Annotated in this window: 7 protein-coding genes; 2 read left to right on the forward strand and 5 right to left on the reverse strand. The window is 70.3% G+C overall.

Annotated elements, in window-relative coordinates; genetic code table 11:
- Positions 1-166 precede the first annotated feature (166 nt).
- From AB7E03_RS11700 to AB7E03_RS11710, 3 genes are all read right to left on the reverse strand, one after another.
- A complete protein-coding gene (locus tag AB7E03_RS11700) occupies positions 167-7,621 on the reverse strand; it encodes a DUF5979 domain-containing protein (RefSeq protein ID WP_489941575.1) in 7,455 nt (2,484 codons plus the stop codon).
- A gap of 260 nt (positions 7,622-7,881) precedes the next feature.
- Complete coding sequence (locus AB7E03_RS11705; protein WP_489941576.1) at positions 7,882-8,607, reverse strand: energy-coupling factor transporter transmembrane component T; 726 nt, start codon at positions 8,605-8,607, stop codon at positions 7,882-7,884.
- Positions 8,604-10,274, reverse strand: coding sequence for an ABC transporter ATP-binding protein (locus AB7E03_RS11710; RefSeq protein WP_489941577.1), 1,671 nt, complete (start codon positions 10,272-10,274; stop codon positions 8,604-8,606). The genes AB7E03_RS11705 and AB7E03_RS11710 overlap by 4 nt, the downstream gene beginning before the upstream one ends.
- 140 nt (positions 10,275-10,414) lie before the next feature.
- Between AB7E03_RS11710 and AB7E03_RS11715 the strand changes: the two genes are divergently transcribed.
- Both AB7E03_RS11715 and AB7E03_RS11720 read left to right on the forward strand, forming a co-directional pair.
- Positions 10,415-12,016: a helix-turn-helix transcriptional regulator gene (locus AB7E03_RS11715; protein ID WP_489941578.1), complete on the forward strand. Its 1,602-nt coding sequence runs from the start codon at positions 10,415-10,417 to the stop codon at positions 12,014-12,016.
- A 355-nt stretch (positions 12,017-12,371) separates the two neighbouring features.
- Positions 12,372-14,432 carry a sigma-70 family RNA polymerase sigma factor gene (locus AB7E03_RS11720; protein ID WP_489941579.1) on the forward strand — a complete coding sequence of 687 codons (2,061 nt, stop codon included), beginning with the start codon at positions 12,372-12,374 and terminating at the stop codon, positions 14,430-14,432.
- A 26-nt stretch (positions 14,433-14,458) separates the two neighbouring features.
- Here the strand turns inward: AB7E03_RS11720 and AB7E03_RS11725 are convergent, their stop codons facing one another.
- Complete coding sequence (locus AB7E03_RS11725; RefSeq protein ID WP_489941580.1) at positions 14,459-16,072, reverse strand: LPXTG cell wall anchor domain-containing protein; 1,614 nt, start codon at positions 16,070-16,072, stop codon at positions 14,459-14,461.
- A 155-nt stretch (positions 16,073-16,227) separates the two neighbouring features.
- Positions 16,228-16,509, reverse strand: coding sequence for an antibiotic biosynthesis monooxygenase (locus AB7E03_RS11730; RefSeq protein ID WP_489941581.1), 282 nt, complete (start codon positions 16,507-16,509; stop codon positions 16,228-16,230).
- Positions 16,510-16,781: the final 272 nt, after the last annotated feature.

Consider the following 16,781-nt stretch of genomic DNA (forward strand, 5'->3'; position numbering starts at 1 on the left):
ACGGGCCGTGTCGGGCGACCCGCTTAAGAGAGTCCGTTAGGGCCGGATCATGACGCCAGTTCACGGAAAAGGTTGCGGCGGGGAGGTTCCCGTCCTCCCCGCCGCTCGACGGAGAGGGCTTACCCTTCCCCTCCTTCGGCCGGTCGCCAACCAGATCCCGTCTGGTTCATCGCTTCCGGAGTCGCGGGCGACGACGCAGCAGCAGCAGCCCGGCGCCGGCGATCAACGCCGCCAGCGCGGTCATCGCCCAAGCCAGCGAGCCGAACAGGTCGCTGCCGGTGCTCGCGAGTCCGTGCACAGCCGGATCAGTGACCGTGGCGCACGCCGTCGCCCCGTCGCCGCACTGACCGTCACCTGTGGAGGGATCCCACGGTCCGGCCTGCGGGTCCAGCGTGGCCTTGTTGGTCGTGTCCTGCGGCGCGATCAGTGTCGCGACCACCCGGATACTCGCGGAGGCGCCCTTCGCGATGCCCGGGATCACCCAGTGCAGCCCGCCACTCGTGGTCGTCGCGCTCGGCGTCGTGCTGACCGTGCGGAGGCCACCGGGCATGACGTCCGTCACTCCGACATCCTTCGCGTCGATCTGTCCGTCGTTGGTCACGGTGATCGTGTAGACGATCGTGTCTCCGACGGCCGCGGTCGAGCGGTCGGCCGTCTTCGCGATGCGAAGGTGGCCCACGTCGAAGCGGTTGGTCACGGTGACCGTCACAGGAGACCCTGAGCCGATCGTCACGGTGCCGTCCTTGGGGTCCATCGTCGTGGCGGTCGCCAGGCCCGCGTCGGTCTCCTCGACCGCGCAGGATGCGCCGACGATGAGGCCGCCGATGGTGGCGGTGTAGCCGTTGTCCTTCGACAGGACGACCTTCCCGGCATCGGCCAGCGTGATCGGGGTGACCACGCCATCCACGTCGTACGTGCAGGTGACCTGCATGGTGAAGGGGCCGGCGCCGAACTTCGCCACGCCGTCGCCGATGCGCTTCTTGTCGATGACGAGTGAGCCGGTGTCGAACGTGTTGGTGATCGTCACCTGGGCCGGGGCCCCGGCCGGCACGGTCACGCCGTTGGCCGGAGCGACGGCCACAGCTGTCGCGCCGCCGGTGCCCGTCTCGGTGGTGTCGCAGTGAGCGCCCTGGATGAGGCCGGTGACGGTCGCGGTGTAGCCGTTGGCGTCATCCAGCGTGACGACGCCGGCATCGGGCAGCGGGATGGTCAGCGTCTGTCCGTCCTTCTGCCAGGTGCAGACGAGCTGCGCGGTGAAGGGGCCCGCGCCGTACCGCGCGACGCCGTCTCCGGTGCGCTCCTTCACGATGCTGACGCTGCCGGCGGAGAACGTGTTGGTCACGCTCACCGTCACAGTCGGGACCGAGCCGTCGGCCGCCCCCGGGATGGTGACGGTCGGCGTGTCCACCGTGCTGCCGGTCGCACCGCCGTTCGTGGTCTCGACAACCGAGCACGCCGTGCCCGCGGGGTAGAGGCCTGGAACGGTCAGGGTCTCGCCGCCGGCGATGCTGAGATCGCCGTCGAACAGGGTCTGGTCACCGTCGTAGACGCAGGTGACGTGCACCGTGAACGGGCCGTCTCCGTAGTCCGCCGCCGCGTCGCCGTCCACGATCTTGGTGATCGCGAGGGCGCCGGCCGCGTAGTGGTTGACGATCTCCGCGTCGGTCGGCTGAGCGCCGTCGCCGAGCGTCACCGTCGCCTGCGAGCCGTCGGTCGCGGCTGCACCGTCGATCGAGAACCCGACATGGTTCGGGGTGGCCGCGGCGCCATCCGGATCGGTCTCGGTCACGACGCACTTCGCGTGCGCCGGAAGGCCGGCGATGGTGTGCGACCCGCCGTCCTGCAGCGTGAACGCGGCGTCAGCGGCGACAAGCGGGATGCTCTGGCCGAGCGGTGCCGTGCAGACCACGCCGACGCCGAAGGGCCCGAACGAGCCCGCCGTCGCGGCGGTGTCGACGTGCTTCGTCACCACGAGGTCCGTGGTGGGGTAGTCGTTGACGATCGCGACCTTCTGCGCGTCCGGCACGGGAGCTGTGGCATCCGCTGCCGTGATCGTCACCGTGCCCGGCGTCACGCTGCGGCTCGCCTCGCCGTACGACCCGTCGGTGCCGTGCTCCACGATGGCGCACTGGGCGCCGGTCGGGATGCCGTCGATCCGCGCGGTGTACTGGTTCGCCGCGCTGAGCGTGACGGCAGCGTTGGCGCCGAGACCGACGGCGACGCCGCCCACGGTGCAGGAGACGTCGGCCTGGAAGCTGGTCGGCGCGTACTGCGCCGCCGCACCGGTGACAGTCTTCGTGATCTGCAGCGGGCCTCCGGTGAGGATGACTCCCGCCTTGATCGGCTCCTGCGGACCGGCCGGCTGCGAGCCCGACACGTACGTCGGGTAGAAGCCGAACGAGTTCCAGGCCCGCACGCCGGTGACGGGTGCGTCGACGGGCGCGCGGTGGTCGTTCGCCGTCGTGGTGGGCACGTTGGTGCTGGTGTAGGTCACCTTCACCGCAGCGCCGGCCGCGAGGGTGCCGGTCGCGGTACCAGTGAAGTCGAACACCATCTTCACGCCGGTCACATCCGCCGCCTGGATGGTCGAGCCCACCTGGCTCGAGGGCAGCCACGAACCCGGGGCGCAGGACTTGCCCGGCGTGATGTCGTCGGCGCACGGCTTCGCCGCGGTGGTGACGTACCAGGTCATCGTCGCGCCCGCGGCATCCGCCGACGGGACGAAGGTCAGGTCACCGTTGAACCGCGGGGTGTAGACCGACCCGCGGGCGGAGGAGTCGACCACGCCGACGTCACCCGGGTACGGGAACACGTCCACCGCCGTCAGCGCCTTGGCGGGCACGTTTCCGCCGTTCACCATGTCGAGCTTCCAGTCGTCGGTGGCGCCGATCGCGCTCACCGCCGCACAGGGGTAGCGGTAATAGCCGTCGGTGTCCGCGGTGCAGGGGATGGCCGGGTTGACGATGTTCTGCGCCAGACCGGTCGACGACTTCACGCCCTTGGAGGCGGTGAACGATCCCTGCGAGAGGGTGGTCACGACGTTGTTGGTCGAGCAGGTGTTCGCGGTGAAGCTCACCGGGCGGCCGTTGCTCGGGTTCAGAGCGGTGCAGTCGGCGGAGGTCAGCTGACGGTCCGTCGTCACCCCGAAACCGTTGAGCGCGGTCGAGGCGGGGGCGAGCCCCGGCTTGATCTGCAGGCCGATGGTGATGCTGTAGGTCTCACCGGGAGCGAGCTGCGATCCGGCTGGCCAGGAGAACCGGATCGTTCCGGAGGCCGCGTCGTAGGTGCGGACGATCGCCGCGCCGTCCACCGGCAGCGTCCCTCCGGTGGAGGTGCTGTACGTCGGGACGTTGGTGGGCACGAAGAGCAGCGAACCGTCGGCCGGCAGGGTGTCGGTCACGACCGGGTTCGGCAGGCTGCCCGTTCCCGTGTTCTTGAACCGGAGCGTCCAATTGACCTCGCGGCCCGAGGCCGCCTGTCCGGGGCTCGTCTTCTCGACGGCCAGCTTGGCCGTGCCCGGGTCGACGCTGAAGGTCGCGGTGGCCGTGGCCTGCGGAGCGATCACGCCGTTGTACGAGGCGTCGGCCGTGACGGTGTCGGAGATGGTTCCCGGCGCGGTCTCGCCCGGCATCGGCTGGGCGACGACGGTCGAGGTGACCGGTCCGCTGCCGTCGCGGAGCGTGGTGCGCAGCGACAGGTTCAGCTGCACGTTGTCGACGTTGTTCGATGCGGCGAAGGAGGCGCCGTCGGCACGGGTGTACGTGAACCGGAGCCCGGTCACGTCGCTCGCCGACACCCCCGCGGGGAGTGCTGCGGAACCGATGGCCGTCGGCGTGCCCGACTGCCACTGGGCGGAGGCGCCCCAGCCGGTGCGCGCATCCACCTGCACCCGGTCGGCGCCCGTCGGCGTGTTGGGCAATGTGAACGACTTCAGGGTGAAAGCGTTCCAGAACGTGTCCGCCGCATCCTGGATCACCAGGACCTTCGGCGCGAGCGTCCCGGTCGAGCGAGCGCGCAGGTTGACCTGGATCGGGTCGGCGGGCTTCGCCTGCAGCGTGCTCGTCGGGTTGAAGGACTTGCCCGTCGTGACCTGGAGGTTGCCGTTCTGCAGGGTCAGAGTGGTGCCCTGCTGGTCGGCCGCCTGCACGCCGGGGTAGACGTCGTCGTGCAGCGTCGCGTGGGCGGTGTTGTCGATCATGCCGGGGATGGGAGTGGTCCCTCCCGTGCGCGTCGTCTGCCGCAACTGCGCGGTGAGGGTGAGGACGACCTTCTGCTGCGGCGCGATGGTGCCGCCGGTGCCGTCCGGCCCCTGGGCGTTGGTTCCGCGGAAGAGCGAGCTGACGCCGACGACATCGTTCAGCTGTGCCGGCGTGAGAGCCATGGCGGCCGCGATGCTGAGCGTCTGGGTCGTCTCGGTGCCGTCGGCGGCGCGATGCAGCAGCGAGACGCTGCTCTGCGAGGTCTGCACGCCGGTGGCCTGGCTCAGGTCGACGACGATCTTGGTCAGGGTGAGCTGCTCGAACGGGTTGCTCGCGGCGTCATACGGCGCGAACGCGCACGGATTCGTGGTCGTCGCGTTGGTGCACTCCGCCGGGTCCGACAGCCGCAGCTGCCAGGTGCTGCTGTTCGACGTGTTCACGGCCGAGGTCGTGTACGTCGTCGTCGGGTAGTTGGCCGCGGGCACATCCGGCTGCGGGATGACCAGCGTCTGCGGCGACGCGGTCTTGGTCACCTTGGTGGTGAAGGTCGGGTCGACGATCGTGACGTGGTCGGCTGCGTCACGGGTGGTGGGCGCGCCGGAGAACGGCTGGGCGCCGACCCGGACGGTGTTGTCCACGGCGCCGGGCGAGCCCGCGAGGTTGTAGGTGCGAGTCCCGGTCACCCAGTCCGTCGCGGTGCTGCCGCGCACGCTGTTGCGGATGGTGAGGTCGAGGTGCATGGTCCGGCCGCCCGGCTGGGTGCTGGCGCTCACGCTGGCCACGCCGCTGCCGACGGCCGGCGCGGTCGGGTCACCGGTCGAGGAGATGCGCGCGGCCCGGTTCGGGCTCTCGATCACCGTCAGGCGCACGCCCTGGGTGGAGGCCCGCTCAGCGGATGTCAGGGTGTAGCCGGGGAAGATGCCGTCACAGGCGTTGGCGGAGACGCAGGCCTCCGACGTGATGTCGTTCCATTGCGCCCCGTCGAACAGCTCCACCTTGGAGACCTTGTCCCAGCGGATGAGCGGGTCGAAGGCCGCGCCCTGCGTCACCGTGGGGGTGATCGCGTCGATGCGGGCGAGGTCGAAGGCCTGGAAGACGCTGCCGTCGACCGGGCTCGGCACGGCCGGGTCCTGGATCGTCATCGACTGCATCCCGCTGACCTGGCTGCCCCAGCCCAGTGTCACGCCGGTCGTGGTTCCGGACTGGGCCTGCAGCACCTTGGTGCCGTCCCAGCTCTTGGAAGCGAGCAGCGAACCGGGGCCGCCCTGGGTGGCCTGAACGCTGACCGTTGCGCAGTCGACGGCCGGCTGACTGGTGACCGTCGTGCCGCCGGCCACCTTCCCGCTCGCCAGGCTCTGCGCGCAGTTCTGGTAGGGCGTGGTCGCCGGGTAGGCGCCGGGGTTCGTGGGACCGGAGCCGTCGCGCAGGTCAGCGCGGGCGGTGAAGCCGATGGCCGGCTTGACGTTCGTCGCCTGGCCGAAGCCGTCGCTGTCGGTGAAGGTGAAGCGCAGGCCGCGGAGGTCGGAGTGGGTGGTCCCGGCGGGAAGCACACTGTCGAGCACCGCGGAGTAGGTCTTGGAGGCCGCGGTCGCATCCACCACGGTCAGCGTCTTCCAGGTGGTGCCGTCGGTGGTGTACTCGATCGTCAGGGTCGACCCGGACGGCACGGCCGTCGAAGCGATCGACGTGGCGTCGAACGCGTTCCAGTACGGCGCGTTCGCCGTGTCCTGCGGCTCGCTGACGACGATGGTGTTCGGTCGCACGGAGCTGGTGCCCGTCGGCGTCTGGGCCGAGAGCTGCACCAGAGTGGTGCCGCCGGGGATGACCGTGCTCGGGGTCACGGTCTTGTCGAGCGTCAGCTTCACTTCGGGGAAGTAGACGTCGAGGTTCGCCGTGGCGTCATCCGTCGCTGTACCCGCCGGGTTGGCGCCGGTGACGGTAACGGTGTTCGGGTAGCTGACGAAGCCGGAGCCGGTCGGGCCGGAATCCGTCGTGGTGTTCACGGTGAAGGGGATGGTGGCGGAGGCGCCGGTGGCGATGGTGCCCGTGTAGACGACCTGGAAACCGGTCAGGTACTGACCGCCGGTGAGCGTCGGAGCGGCGGGCAGGCCGGAGGCTGCATCGAAGGACGAGTCGGCCGGGGCAGTACCCGTGTTGACGAACCACTGCACGGTCGCGCCGGTCGCGCCCTGCGGCCAGGCCGCGCCCGTCGCGAAGCCGCCGAAGGTTACCTTGTCGGTGAAGAAGCTGCCGGTTCCGGGCTCACGGACGGTGAGACTCGTGAGCGGACCGGTGGAGGTGTTGCGCGCGACGAGGGTTCCGACGGAGGACTCGCCCGCCGGGATCTGCCGCTCGACGAACGACTTGTCGGCCGCGACGCTCACGGTCAGCGGGGCGACGACCTGCTGTGCGGAGGCGGGCGGAGCCTGACCATCGCCGTTCGGCGTGCTGACGGTCGCGCCTACCTGGTTGGTACGTGTGCCACCGGTCACGAGGCTCGCGGCGGTGGTGCGGTCGGCGGCGCGCTGGGCGAGGGTGAGAGCGACAGAGCCGGCCGCGCCTCCGGCCGCGATGGTGTCACCGGTGCTGGAGGAGAACACGAACTGCAGTCCGGTCACGTCGCCCGGCTGCACGCCTGCGGCCAGCTGAGGCGTCGCGCCGACGGGGCCGGCGGCCGGGCCGCCCGCGGTCAGGGCGATCACCTGCACCTGGTCCGCACCCTCCGGGAACGTCACGGCGCCGAATCCGGCCAGGTCGTAGTACGAGAAGGTGCTGCTGGGCGCCGCCGGATCGGCGGGCTCGGCGATCGTGAGGCTGGTGGCCGGGATGTTGGACGTGTTCCTCACGGACAGCGCGACCTGCGAGGTCTCGCCCGGGTTGTACTGCGTCGAACCGGGCGTCCAGGTCTTCGAGACGCTCGCCTGGATCACATCCGGAACGTGGACGGTGACAGGCACGGCGCCGCTGACCGTCGAGGCGTTGGTCGCCTGGAACGTGGCCGTGTTGGTCAGCTGGACCCCGTCGAAACTCTTGTCCACATCCACCGGCATCGTCACCTGGATCTGCACCGACCCGGTGGTTCCCGCGGCGAGGCCCGTGCTGGCCGGCACCGTGTTGGGCACGTTGTCGGCGAACGCGACCGTCACCGTGTTGCCGTTGACCGTCGTGGTCACGCTGCCCGCGCCGACCACGTTCGGCTTGCCGACGATCTGCAGCGGCGCCGGGACCGGATCGGTCAGCGTCGCGTTCACGCAGCCCGTGGTCGTGGAGGAACAGCCGTAGTTGATCGTGTAGAGGAAGCTCTGCCCCGGGTCCACCTCGGTGACATTCGCCGTCTTCGAGAGGTTCAGCACACCCGAGCCGAGGTCGTCGGCGTTGGCCGCTGGGGCGCCGATGGCGACGGCGCCGATCAGTGCCAGCACGATGCCCGCGGCGACACTCGCCGGGGCGCGAAGCGTACGGCGGCTGTGGCGGCCGCGGGACGGAAGGAGAAGAGAGCGCAGACGGGTAAGCAACACGGTGTCCTTCGAGCAGAACGGGGCGGGCGCGCGGGAACACGACCGCTATCGGGATTTACACAGAGTGTGTCGGTATCTGGCACCCGAACGGTCGGTTTTCACCCCCGGTTCACCCTGAGCGGGCCGGAATCACCCCTGGCTGGGGGGCGGATTCCGCCCCATCTTCAGATCAGGGCCAGCGCGCCCGCTATCACGATCCATCCCGCGACGACGAACACCGTGTCGCTCGCGCGCCATCGCACGGGGCGGCGCTCCGTCCGCTGCGGGTGCGCGCCGAACGCCCGCGACTCCATCGCCAGCGCGACGCGATCGGCATGCCGGATGCTCGACACGAGAAGCGGCACCACCGTCGCGGTCGCCCGCCGCACCGCAGCGATCGGGCCGCGGCCCGGGAACACCCCGCGCACCCTCAACGCCTGCCGGATGAGCGTGAGCTCCGCAGCCGACCGCGGCACGAACCGGAACGCCGCGACCGCCGCCTGGCTGAAGCGGTACGGGATGCGCAGCTGCGCCGTGAGCGCCCGCGCGAAGTCGGGACCACTGGTCGTGAGCCCACCCACCAGACCGAGGGCGACCAGCGCACCCAGCCGCACACCCGTCGCGAGCCCGGCGCCGAACGACGGCGCCCACAGCGCGAACCCGAGCGAGGTCACGAGGACGCCGGCCGGGAAGGCGACCAGCAGAAGCAGGAGCGCCGCACTCCGCGGCCTCGCCCCGACGAGAACGAGCACGAGTGCGGCGAGGGCGAGCGCGAGCGAAACGCCGATGTCTCGCGCGACGAGCAAGCCGATCCACGCCGGCACGACCGCCGCGACCTTCGCCAACGGGTTGAGCCGGTACAGGAACGCCCTGGGCGGCGGCGCAGAAAGGCGGAGGGCCGGTGCCGTCATGGCGCCCCCGGCAGGTCGGCCAGCCGCGTCACGCCGCGAAGCCCATCAGGGATGTCGGGTCCGGCCAGAGCCCGCACGAGCGGCGGCTGCCGCAGTGCGTGCTCCTCGAGCAGCCAAATATCGCCCAGGATGCGGGCGGTCTCATCCTGAGCGACCACCCGTCCGCCGTCGAGGATAACCATGCGAGTCGCGTACTCACCGATCAGCCCGAGATCGTGCGTGACGACGATGACGGTCGTGCCCTCGTCGTTCAACCGCGCGAGGAGGTCGAGCAGCTCGTTCGCGCGCGCGTGGTCCTGGCCGAACGTCGGCTCGTCGAGCACCAGGATGGGCGCATCCTCGATGAGAGCCGTGCCGACCGAGAGACGGCGCTTCTGCCCACCGGAGAGCAGGAAGGGATGCGAAGTGCGCTGAGCGCTCAGGTCGAGCCGGGTCAGCATCCGTTCGACCCGATCCCCGATCTCCTCGTCTGCGAGCCGCCGCTGCCGCAGTCCGAAGGCGAGCTCCGCCTCCACGGTGTCGGCGACGAATTGGTGCTCCGGGTTCTGGAAAACGAAGCCGACTGCCTGCCTGGCCGATCGGCCGGCGGTGCGTGACGGATCCATCCCGAGCACCTCGACCGCCCGGCGGGGCGCGCGGCGCACCCCGGCGAGGAGCTGGACGAGCGTCGATTTCCCGGCTCCGTTCGGTCCGACGATGGCGATGAACTCGCCCCGATCCACCTGCAGCGAGACCTCGTCCAGGATGCGGCGGCCGCCGACGGTGACCGTGAGGTCGCGCACCGTCACCGCGGGGAGCGGACGTGCGGCCGCGGCGAGCCCAGGCCGCTCCTGAACGCTGATGTCCGATCCGGCCAGCGCCTCCGCCAACTCCTCGGCCGTGAGCGGCAGAGGATCGATCCGGGCGCCCGCGCGCCGCAGCCGTAGGGCCGCCGACGTGGGCGTGGGCAGCCAGACACCGAGCTCGTCCAGCTCCTCCGCGCGGGCCCGCAGCACCTCACGCGCCGGTCCCCTCGCGAACGGCCGCCCGTCGGCGTCCAGGACGAGCACCGTGTCCGCCACCGTCAACGCCAGGTCGACGTTGTGCTCGACCAGCACGATCGACCGGCTCGGGTCGGAGGCGATCAGTTCGCCGAGCAGACGGTAGACCTCCTCGGCGCCTGCGGGGTCGAGGTTCGAGGTGGGCTCGTCGAGCACCAGGAGGGACGGCTGCATGGCGAGCGCGCAGGCGATGGCGAGCCGCTGCTTGCCGCCGCCGGAGAGGATGTCGGGGGCATCATCGCGCCGGTCCCAGAGTCCCACCGCGCGGAGCGCCGCCTCGGCCCGACGCTCCACCTCGGCTGCCGCCAGGAGCAGATTCTCCGGACCGAAGCACACCTCGTCGAGCACCGTGCGGGTCACGAGCTGGGCCTCCGGATCCTGGAACACCATCCCGACCCGGACGCTCAGTTCGGCGACTCCCACGCCGGCCGTCGGCACACCGCCGACGGTAACGGTCCCCTCCAGCTCCGCCGGGACGGCGTGGGGGATCAGCCCGTTGAAGGTCAAGGCGAAGGTCGACTTGCCGCAGCCGCTGGGACCGAGAACGAGCAGCACCTCGCCAGGGGCGACCTCGACGTCGACGCCGTCCGGTGTCCACGCGGATGCGCCGTCGTGGCGTACCCGCACGGAGCTGGCCGCGGCGATCGGTTGCGGTGTCGTGGCTCTCCCCCTTCAGCAGCACAACGCTACGGCACGAATGTGCGACTGGCTCGCACGTGGTGGAACATTCCGACCGGCCGTCCAGGACAATGGAGTATGGAGGGCAAGTGAGTGAGAACGCGAATCGTGGAACTGCATACGAGCACGCCTCCTCAGGCCGGGACTCCCTCGACGCACTGAAGGCCGCGGTCGATCGGGACGACTGGGCGGCGGCATCGGCAGCCGTCCGGTCGGGGTGGTTCCCGTTGGTCAGTGAGCACGGCGAGGCGACACGGGTCCTCCTGGAGCGCGCGCCCGTCCCCACGCTGCGATCGCAGCCGCTGTTGGCGATGATGCTCGGGCTGATCTACAACACGATCGGGTATCACCGCGTCCGGGCCTTGCGATACTTCGTGATCGCCGTCCGCGCCGCGCGTGCCCCGCGCAACCTAACCCTGAATCCTGTCGACCGCGCCCTGATCCGGTCCGCGGAGGCAGCCGCCTATCGGCTACTGGGTCGAATGGGGATGGCAGCGAAAGCGGCTCAGGCAGCGGTCCAGGCCCTGGACCGCCTCAGCGATGAGGAGCGGTCCGGCGTCCGGGATCTGCCCCGGATGTACGCGCAGGTCGGCATCTCCCAGTACTACAGCGGTGACACGGACCGCGCCCTGGAGACCTTCGCCAAGGGGCTGGCGGAGACGCCCACCACACCGCCGTCCTCCGGCTTCGGCAATCTGGCGATGACCGCCGGCATCCACGCCTTCCAGGGGGAGCTCCCCGAGGCTCGCGCGGCTGTGGAGTATGCGCGGACCGGCCCCTGGAACGATCGACAGCGCAGCATGTACACCGGAACCTTCTACCGGCTGGCGGAGGCCGTGCTCGCCCTGGAAGCGTTCGATACGTCTGCAGCGCGAGGGCACCTGGATGCCTTGGTACATGACCGCACGACGATCGAGCATTGGATCGCCGAGGCGGAGGTGGAGGCTGCCGCGGGCCTCGTCGAGGGCCAGCCGGGCAAGGCTCTGGCCGGCCTGGAGGCCTACGTGTCGCTGCGTGGCGCCGAGGGCCGGTCGGCGACGGCGCGCGCCCGCCTCGCCCGCAGCCGTTCTCTGCTCCAGCTGGCGCTCGGAAACCCGGATGCGGCGGCGGCGATCGTGGAGCGCGACGCCCCTCCCGGTGCCCTTCGCCAGATCGAGCAGGCGCGGGTGGACCTCTCACTGGAGCGGACAGGGTCGGCCCTGAATCAGCTCAAGCGGGCGACGACGCAGCACCTGACGCCCCGTGCCGCGGCGGAAGCCGCGGCACTCGAGGCGGCCATCCTGACCCGTTTCTCTCCCACCGCCCGCAGCCGCGGCGTGATCGACCACCTCGGTGCCCTGCTCGAGCGGACGGAGCAGCGCTTGGCGGTCACGCTCCTCCCCAGCGGCGACTTCGTCAGAGTCATGGATGCGCTGCGCGACGCCGGCTACGCCGAACTGGTGGAGTCCGCTCCTCTCCGCGCGCTGCTCACGGAGCGGGGGCCGGATCTGCTGCTCAGCAGCCGCGAACTCGCGGTGCTCGCTCGGTTGCTCGAGACCGGATCCATCGCCGAGATCGCCTCGGCGCTGGTCGTATCGTCCAACACGGTGAAGACGCAGCTGCGCAGCATCTACCGGAAGCTCGGGGTAACGAACCGGGAGGACGCGATCGCTGTGGCGCTCGATCGTCACCTCCTAGTGGAGCGCGACTGACGGCTCACGGCCTCAGGGCGTTCCGCGGGTGCAGGGTGATCCGCGGGTGAAAACCGCGATTCGAGGTGCGTTCCCCCGGTACCGTGTGCGACATGACGCTCGACGAAACCCTCATCGGGCGCGGGCGGACAAATATATCTTCGAAGTCGCGTCATGATTCACGACTTTCCTCGTCTCTCTGTCGGTGCGTAACCCGAATACGCATCACCGGCGCCGCCCGAATCGGTGCTGGAACGTGTCGACGCCGACCCGACGGCGGCTTCGACGGGAGACCCGAATCCCGATCGACGCCGAGAGCACCCGCCGACGTGAGGCGGGTGCTCTCGGCGTGCACAGTCAGAGAGTGCGCCGGTTCGTGACCCGTTCATCGCTCCCCGGGGAGGCAGAGGAGGAAGACCTGGTCACGACGCCCGAGCCATCGGATTCCGACCTCGTCGATGCGGCGCGCGCGGGCGACGACCAGGCCTACGCCGAGCTGTGGAGGCGCCACGCTTCCGCCGGCCTCACCGTCGCCCGGGGGTTCACCGACGCCGACCCCGACGATGTCGTCTCGGAGGCGTATGCGCGTATCCTGACCGCCGTCCGGCAGGGCCGCGGGCCCACCGCCGGGTTCCGGCCCTACCTGTTCACGACGATCCGGAACGTGGCCGCGTCCTGGGGCTCAGGCCGCCGCGAGGTCGCGCTGGAGGATGCGACAGCCGTCGAGGACCCGTCCTCGACCGAGGCCGCGAGCATGGATGCGCTCGACCGGTCGCTGACGGCGCTCGCCTTCCGGTCGCTGCCGGCGCGCTGGCAGGAGGTGCTGTGGTACTCGGAAGTCGAGCGGATGCCGCCGGCGGCCGTGGCGCCGCTGCTCGGCCTGACGGCCAACGGTGTCGCCGCGCTCTCGTACCGCGCGCGGGAGGGACTGCGTCAGGCGTGGATCCAGGCGCACATCCAGTCCAGTCCTGAGGGTTCGGAGCACCGGTGGGTGACCGAGCGCCTCGGGGCGTACAGCCGCAGCGGGCTCGGAAAGCGGGAGACCGCCCGAATGGACCGGCACCTGGCCGAATGCGCGAAATGCGCGATCGTCGCTGCGGAGGCGCACAAGGTCGGATCCCATCTGACTCTCGTGCTGCTCCCGCTGTTCCTGGGGATCGGCGGCGCGGCCGCCTACGCGGCCTCCGTCAAGGCGGGCGCTGCGCAGGTTGCGGCTGGGGCCGCGTCCGCCGCGCACGGCATCCCATCGGGTTCCGCCGCAGTGAAGAGGGTGGGCAGGACCAGTGGGCGCGGCACTGTGATCGTCGCGGCATCCGCGGCCGGCGTCCTGGTCGCAGCCGGCATCGCGGGCGCGGCGGTCCTGGGACCGCGGTTCTTCGTAGCCGATCAGGACCGCGCGACCACGGCTGAGGCATCGACCGCGCAGCCGTCCCCATCCGTCTCGCCCCCGACGTCACCCACAAAGGAGCCCTCGACCCCGCTTCCCGTCGCGCCGCCACCCGGCCGGCCCGACGACGGAGGAGACACCCCGGACACGACTCCCCCGCCGATCGCTGCACCCGTCGTCGCGGATGCGCCGGCTGCTCCGGCCGCCCCCGCGTCGCCCGCTGTCCCGGTCACACCGACTTCTCCGCCGGTCGTCGTCCCGATTCCTGGCGTCCCCGCCGTGACCACCGTGCTCCCCCCGGGCTTCACGACCGCTGCCGGCACCCTGCCGCTCGAGGGTACCGGCGAGCCGGGCGCCACCATCACGGCGTCGCCAGCCGTCGGGTCGGCCACGGTCTCGGCGCAGGGGACGTGGAGCCTCGTTGCCGACCTCTCTGCGCTGAGCGACGGCGGCTGGACGCTCTCCATCACCCAGACGACCGCCGGCGGCGCATCCTCACCCGCCACGGTGCAGGTCAGCATCGATCGCACCGCGCTTGCCCCGGTCATCACCTCAGTGGACACTGGCACCGGTGCCACCGCAGCACTTCTCGCGCCCGTGGTGACCGGCACGGCCGAGCCCGGAGCGACCGTGGAGCTGTTCGACCACGGGAGCCCGTTGGGCACCGTGCTGGCCGACCAACAGGGTGCGTGGGTCTCTCCCGAGCTGATCACGGTGAACCCTGACTACGCGCTCTCCGCCGAGCAGACAGATCGTCTCGGCAACATGTCGCCGCAGAGTTCACCGGCGAGCGGCAGTGTCGGCGTCCCCACGGTCGCAGCGAGCGGCGCTCCGAATACGGTCTCGCTTTTCGTGCAGGATGGGCTGGCCGGTGCTAAAGCCCAGGTGTGGGCCGACGGGGTCGCGACGCAGTACATCCTCACCCTGGACGGTGCGGGTGCCGCGAGCGCGGTCTATGGGTGGACAGCGGGCGACCATCGCATCGGTGTCGTGTATCTCTTCGGAACGCGGCACGGCGTCCTGTCAGATGCGCCGGTCACCCTGCCCTGAGGGGCGGGGTGGGTCGGGGCTGCGAATCAGAATGCGGAGGCTCTGCGGCGACGGGCTAGCAGCCAGAGGGCGCTACCCGCGATCACGGCGGCGACTCCACCCAGGGTCGCACCCGCCGTGGTGGTGATGTCGGAGCCGGTGGATGCCAGGTCCTCGGCAACCGGAGTCACGGGCGTGACACCAGAACCGACAGGCGCGGAACTGCCGGGCGTGCCCGCGCCGGGCGGCGTCACAGGAGTGGTAGCTGCGACGACCCGCACGGTTGCAGTGGCGGTGTCGCACGCGGTGGATGGCGTGACCGCGCACAGCTGGTAGGCGACCGCGTAGGTACCCAGTGCGGCTGTGGCCGGAACCGTGAGATCGCCAGCAGCAGTCAGAGCCGCGCCGGTGAGGCCGCCGCCGGCGGTGATGGTCGCCGTGACGGATGCCGGAGCGACAGGGGCGCCGTCCACGGTGTCATCGGCGAAGACATTACCCGCAGTACCGGCGGTGCCCGCGGCGATCGGGGTCGCGGTGAAGTTGTCATCGACCGCATCCACTACGGGGACTGCGGTGACCCGGACCGTGGCGGTAGCGGTATCGCACACCGCGGTGCGGCCGTCAGCGGTCTGGCAGATCCGATAGCCGACGGCGTAGGTGCCGGCCGGTGCCGCCGCCGGAACTGTCAGGGCGCCGTCAGCGGCAACGGCAACGCCGGTCAGGCCACCGTCACTCAGCACGGAGGTGGTCACATCGGCCGATTGGAAGGCTGCACCGTTGAGCAGGTCGTTGGCGAAGACGTTCCCGGCAGCTCCCCCGACACCTGAGTACACGGTGGTACCGGTCAGGTCGTCGGCCACGGCGTTCAGGAACGGGTTGCCGGCCGTCTCGCAGGATGCGCCGTCTCCGGCCACCACCGTCAGCAGGGTCGCCACGGTGGGGCTGAGGGTCGGCGTCGCGCTTGTCGGATTCTGGATCTCTGAAATGCGGGTGCCTCCCGTGCTGACGTAGAGGTGCCCATCCATCGACCACAGGGAGGGTCCGGAGGGGAAGATGAGGCCGGGCAGCGGCACGGATGTCACGGTCCCGGTGGTCAGGTCGATTCGCTCCAGTGTGGTGCTGCGCGTGGCGTACATGGTGCCGTTCAGCTCGGCCATGTCCTGGCTCGGGCCTGCGCTGAGAGGCACCGGTGTCCCGGCTGTCACATTCGCCACGTCGATCGGGAACAGCTGGTTACCGGGCGCCCTGTACTCCGCCCACAGCTTCCCCGTGTGGTCGAAAGCCGCCGAGTACACCTGGCCGTTGGCGTCGGACACTCCCGCGATGACTCCCAGGTCGGTGACCGACCCGTCAGCGTCCGCGCGGAACAGGTGCGAGGTCAGTCCGGCGCCGCTCGAGAACGCGTACAGGTTGCCGGTCGTCGGATCCTGGGCAAGACCATTGATCGGCACCGAACTCGTCGCCGCCAGAACGTCCGTCCCCGACACCGTCCGTTCCCAGATGCGCAGTTGCGCAGTGTTGGCGTAAAAGAAACTACTGCGGCATCCCATCGGCGCCGCCTGCGCGGCTCCGGACGGAACACCGATCGCGAGCAGTCCGCCCAACGCCAGTCCTGCCGCCGCGAGGACAGCGGCTACCTTGCCGGCACGAGTCTTCGACACAGAAAATCCTCTGCTTCTGTCGCGGTCGGGCGACGTTGAATGAGCTCCCACACGACACCTGCGACCGGCGAGAGACCGTTCACATGCTAGGGGCACCAGCACGTCGGCCGGGCGTTTTCACCCTGCCTTCACCCTGTGCTAGAGAGCCGACATCGTCAGAGCACCAGCCCCCGCAGACTGTCGATGGGCCGCTCGTCCCACGTCGTGAAGGGGTCGTCACCGACCTCGTCCATCAGCGCCCCTCGGGCTGCCGCCGCCGCGTCAGCGGAATCCCACAACGCGATCCCCACGAACCGTCCGCTGTCGTCATCGACGACGCCCGTCCACACCAGGCCCGGCTGAGCTCTGGCGACCCGGCCATAGCGCTGCATCGAGTCGAGCACCGCTGCGCGGTGCTCCGGCAGCGGTGTATGAACGGATACGACGGCGTAGGTCATGCTTCATTCGAACACTTCACGCGCACCTCGTCCACCCCGCAGATCCGGGCCGCGGGATGTGCATTAATCGGTGTCACAAACCGACCACGGAAGTGGTCTGAGCTTTCGACACGTCCGGTCGAGCCGTGAGGTAAGAGCGGGAGCACCGGGTTTCAGGCGGCCCCACGGTAGCGCCAAGCAGAGCACGGCTGGTCCCTCCCGCCGCCGGACGTGCCTCACAATTGCGACTCCTTGGCCCCGGCCCGTGGGATGTGCATACTCGGAGCATCGAA

It is taken from the genome of Leifsonia sp. RCC_180 (assembly GCF_058138205.1).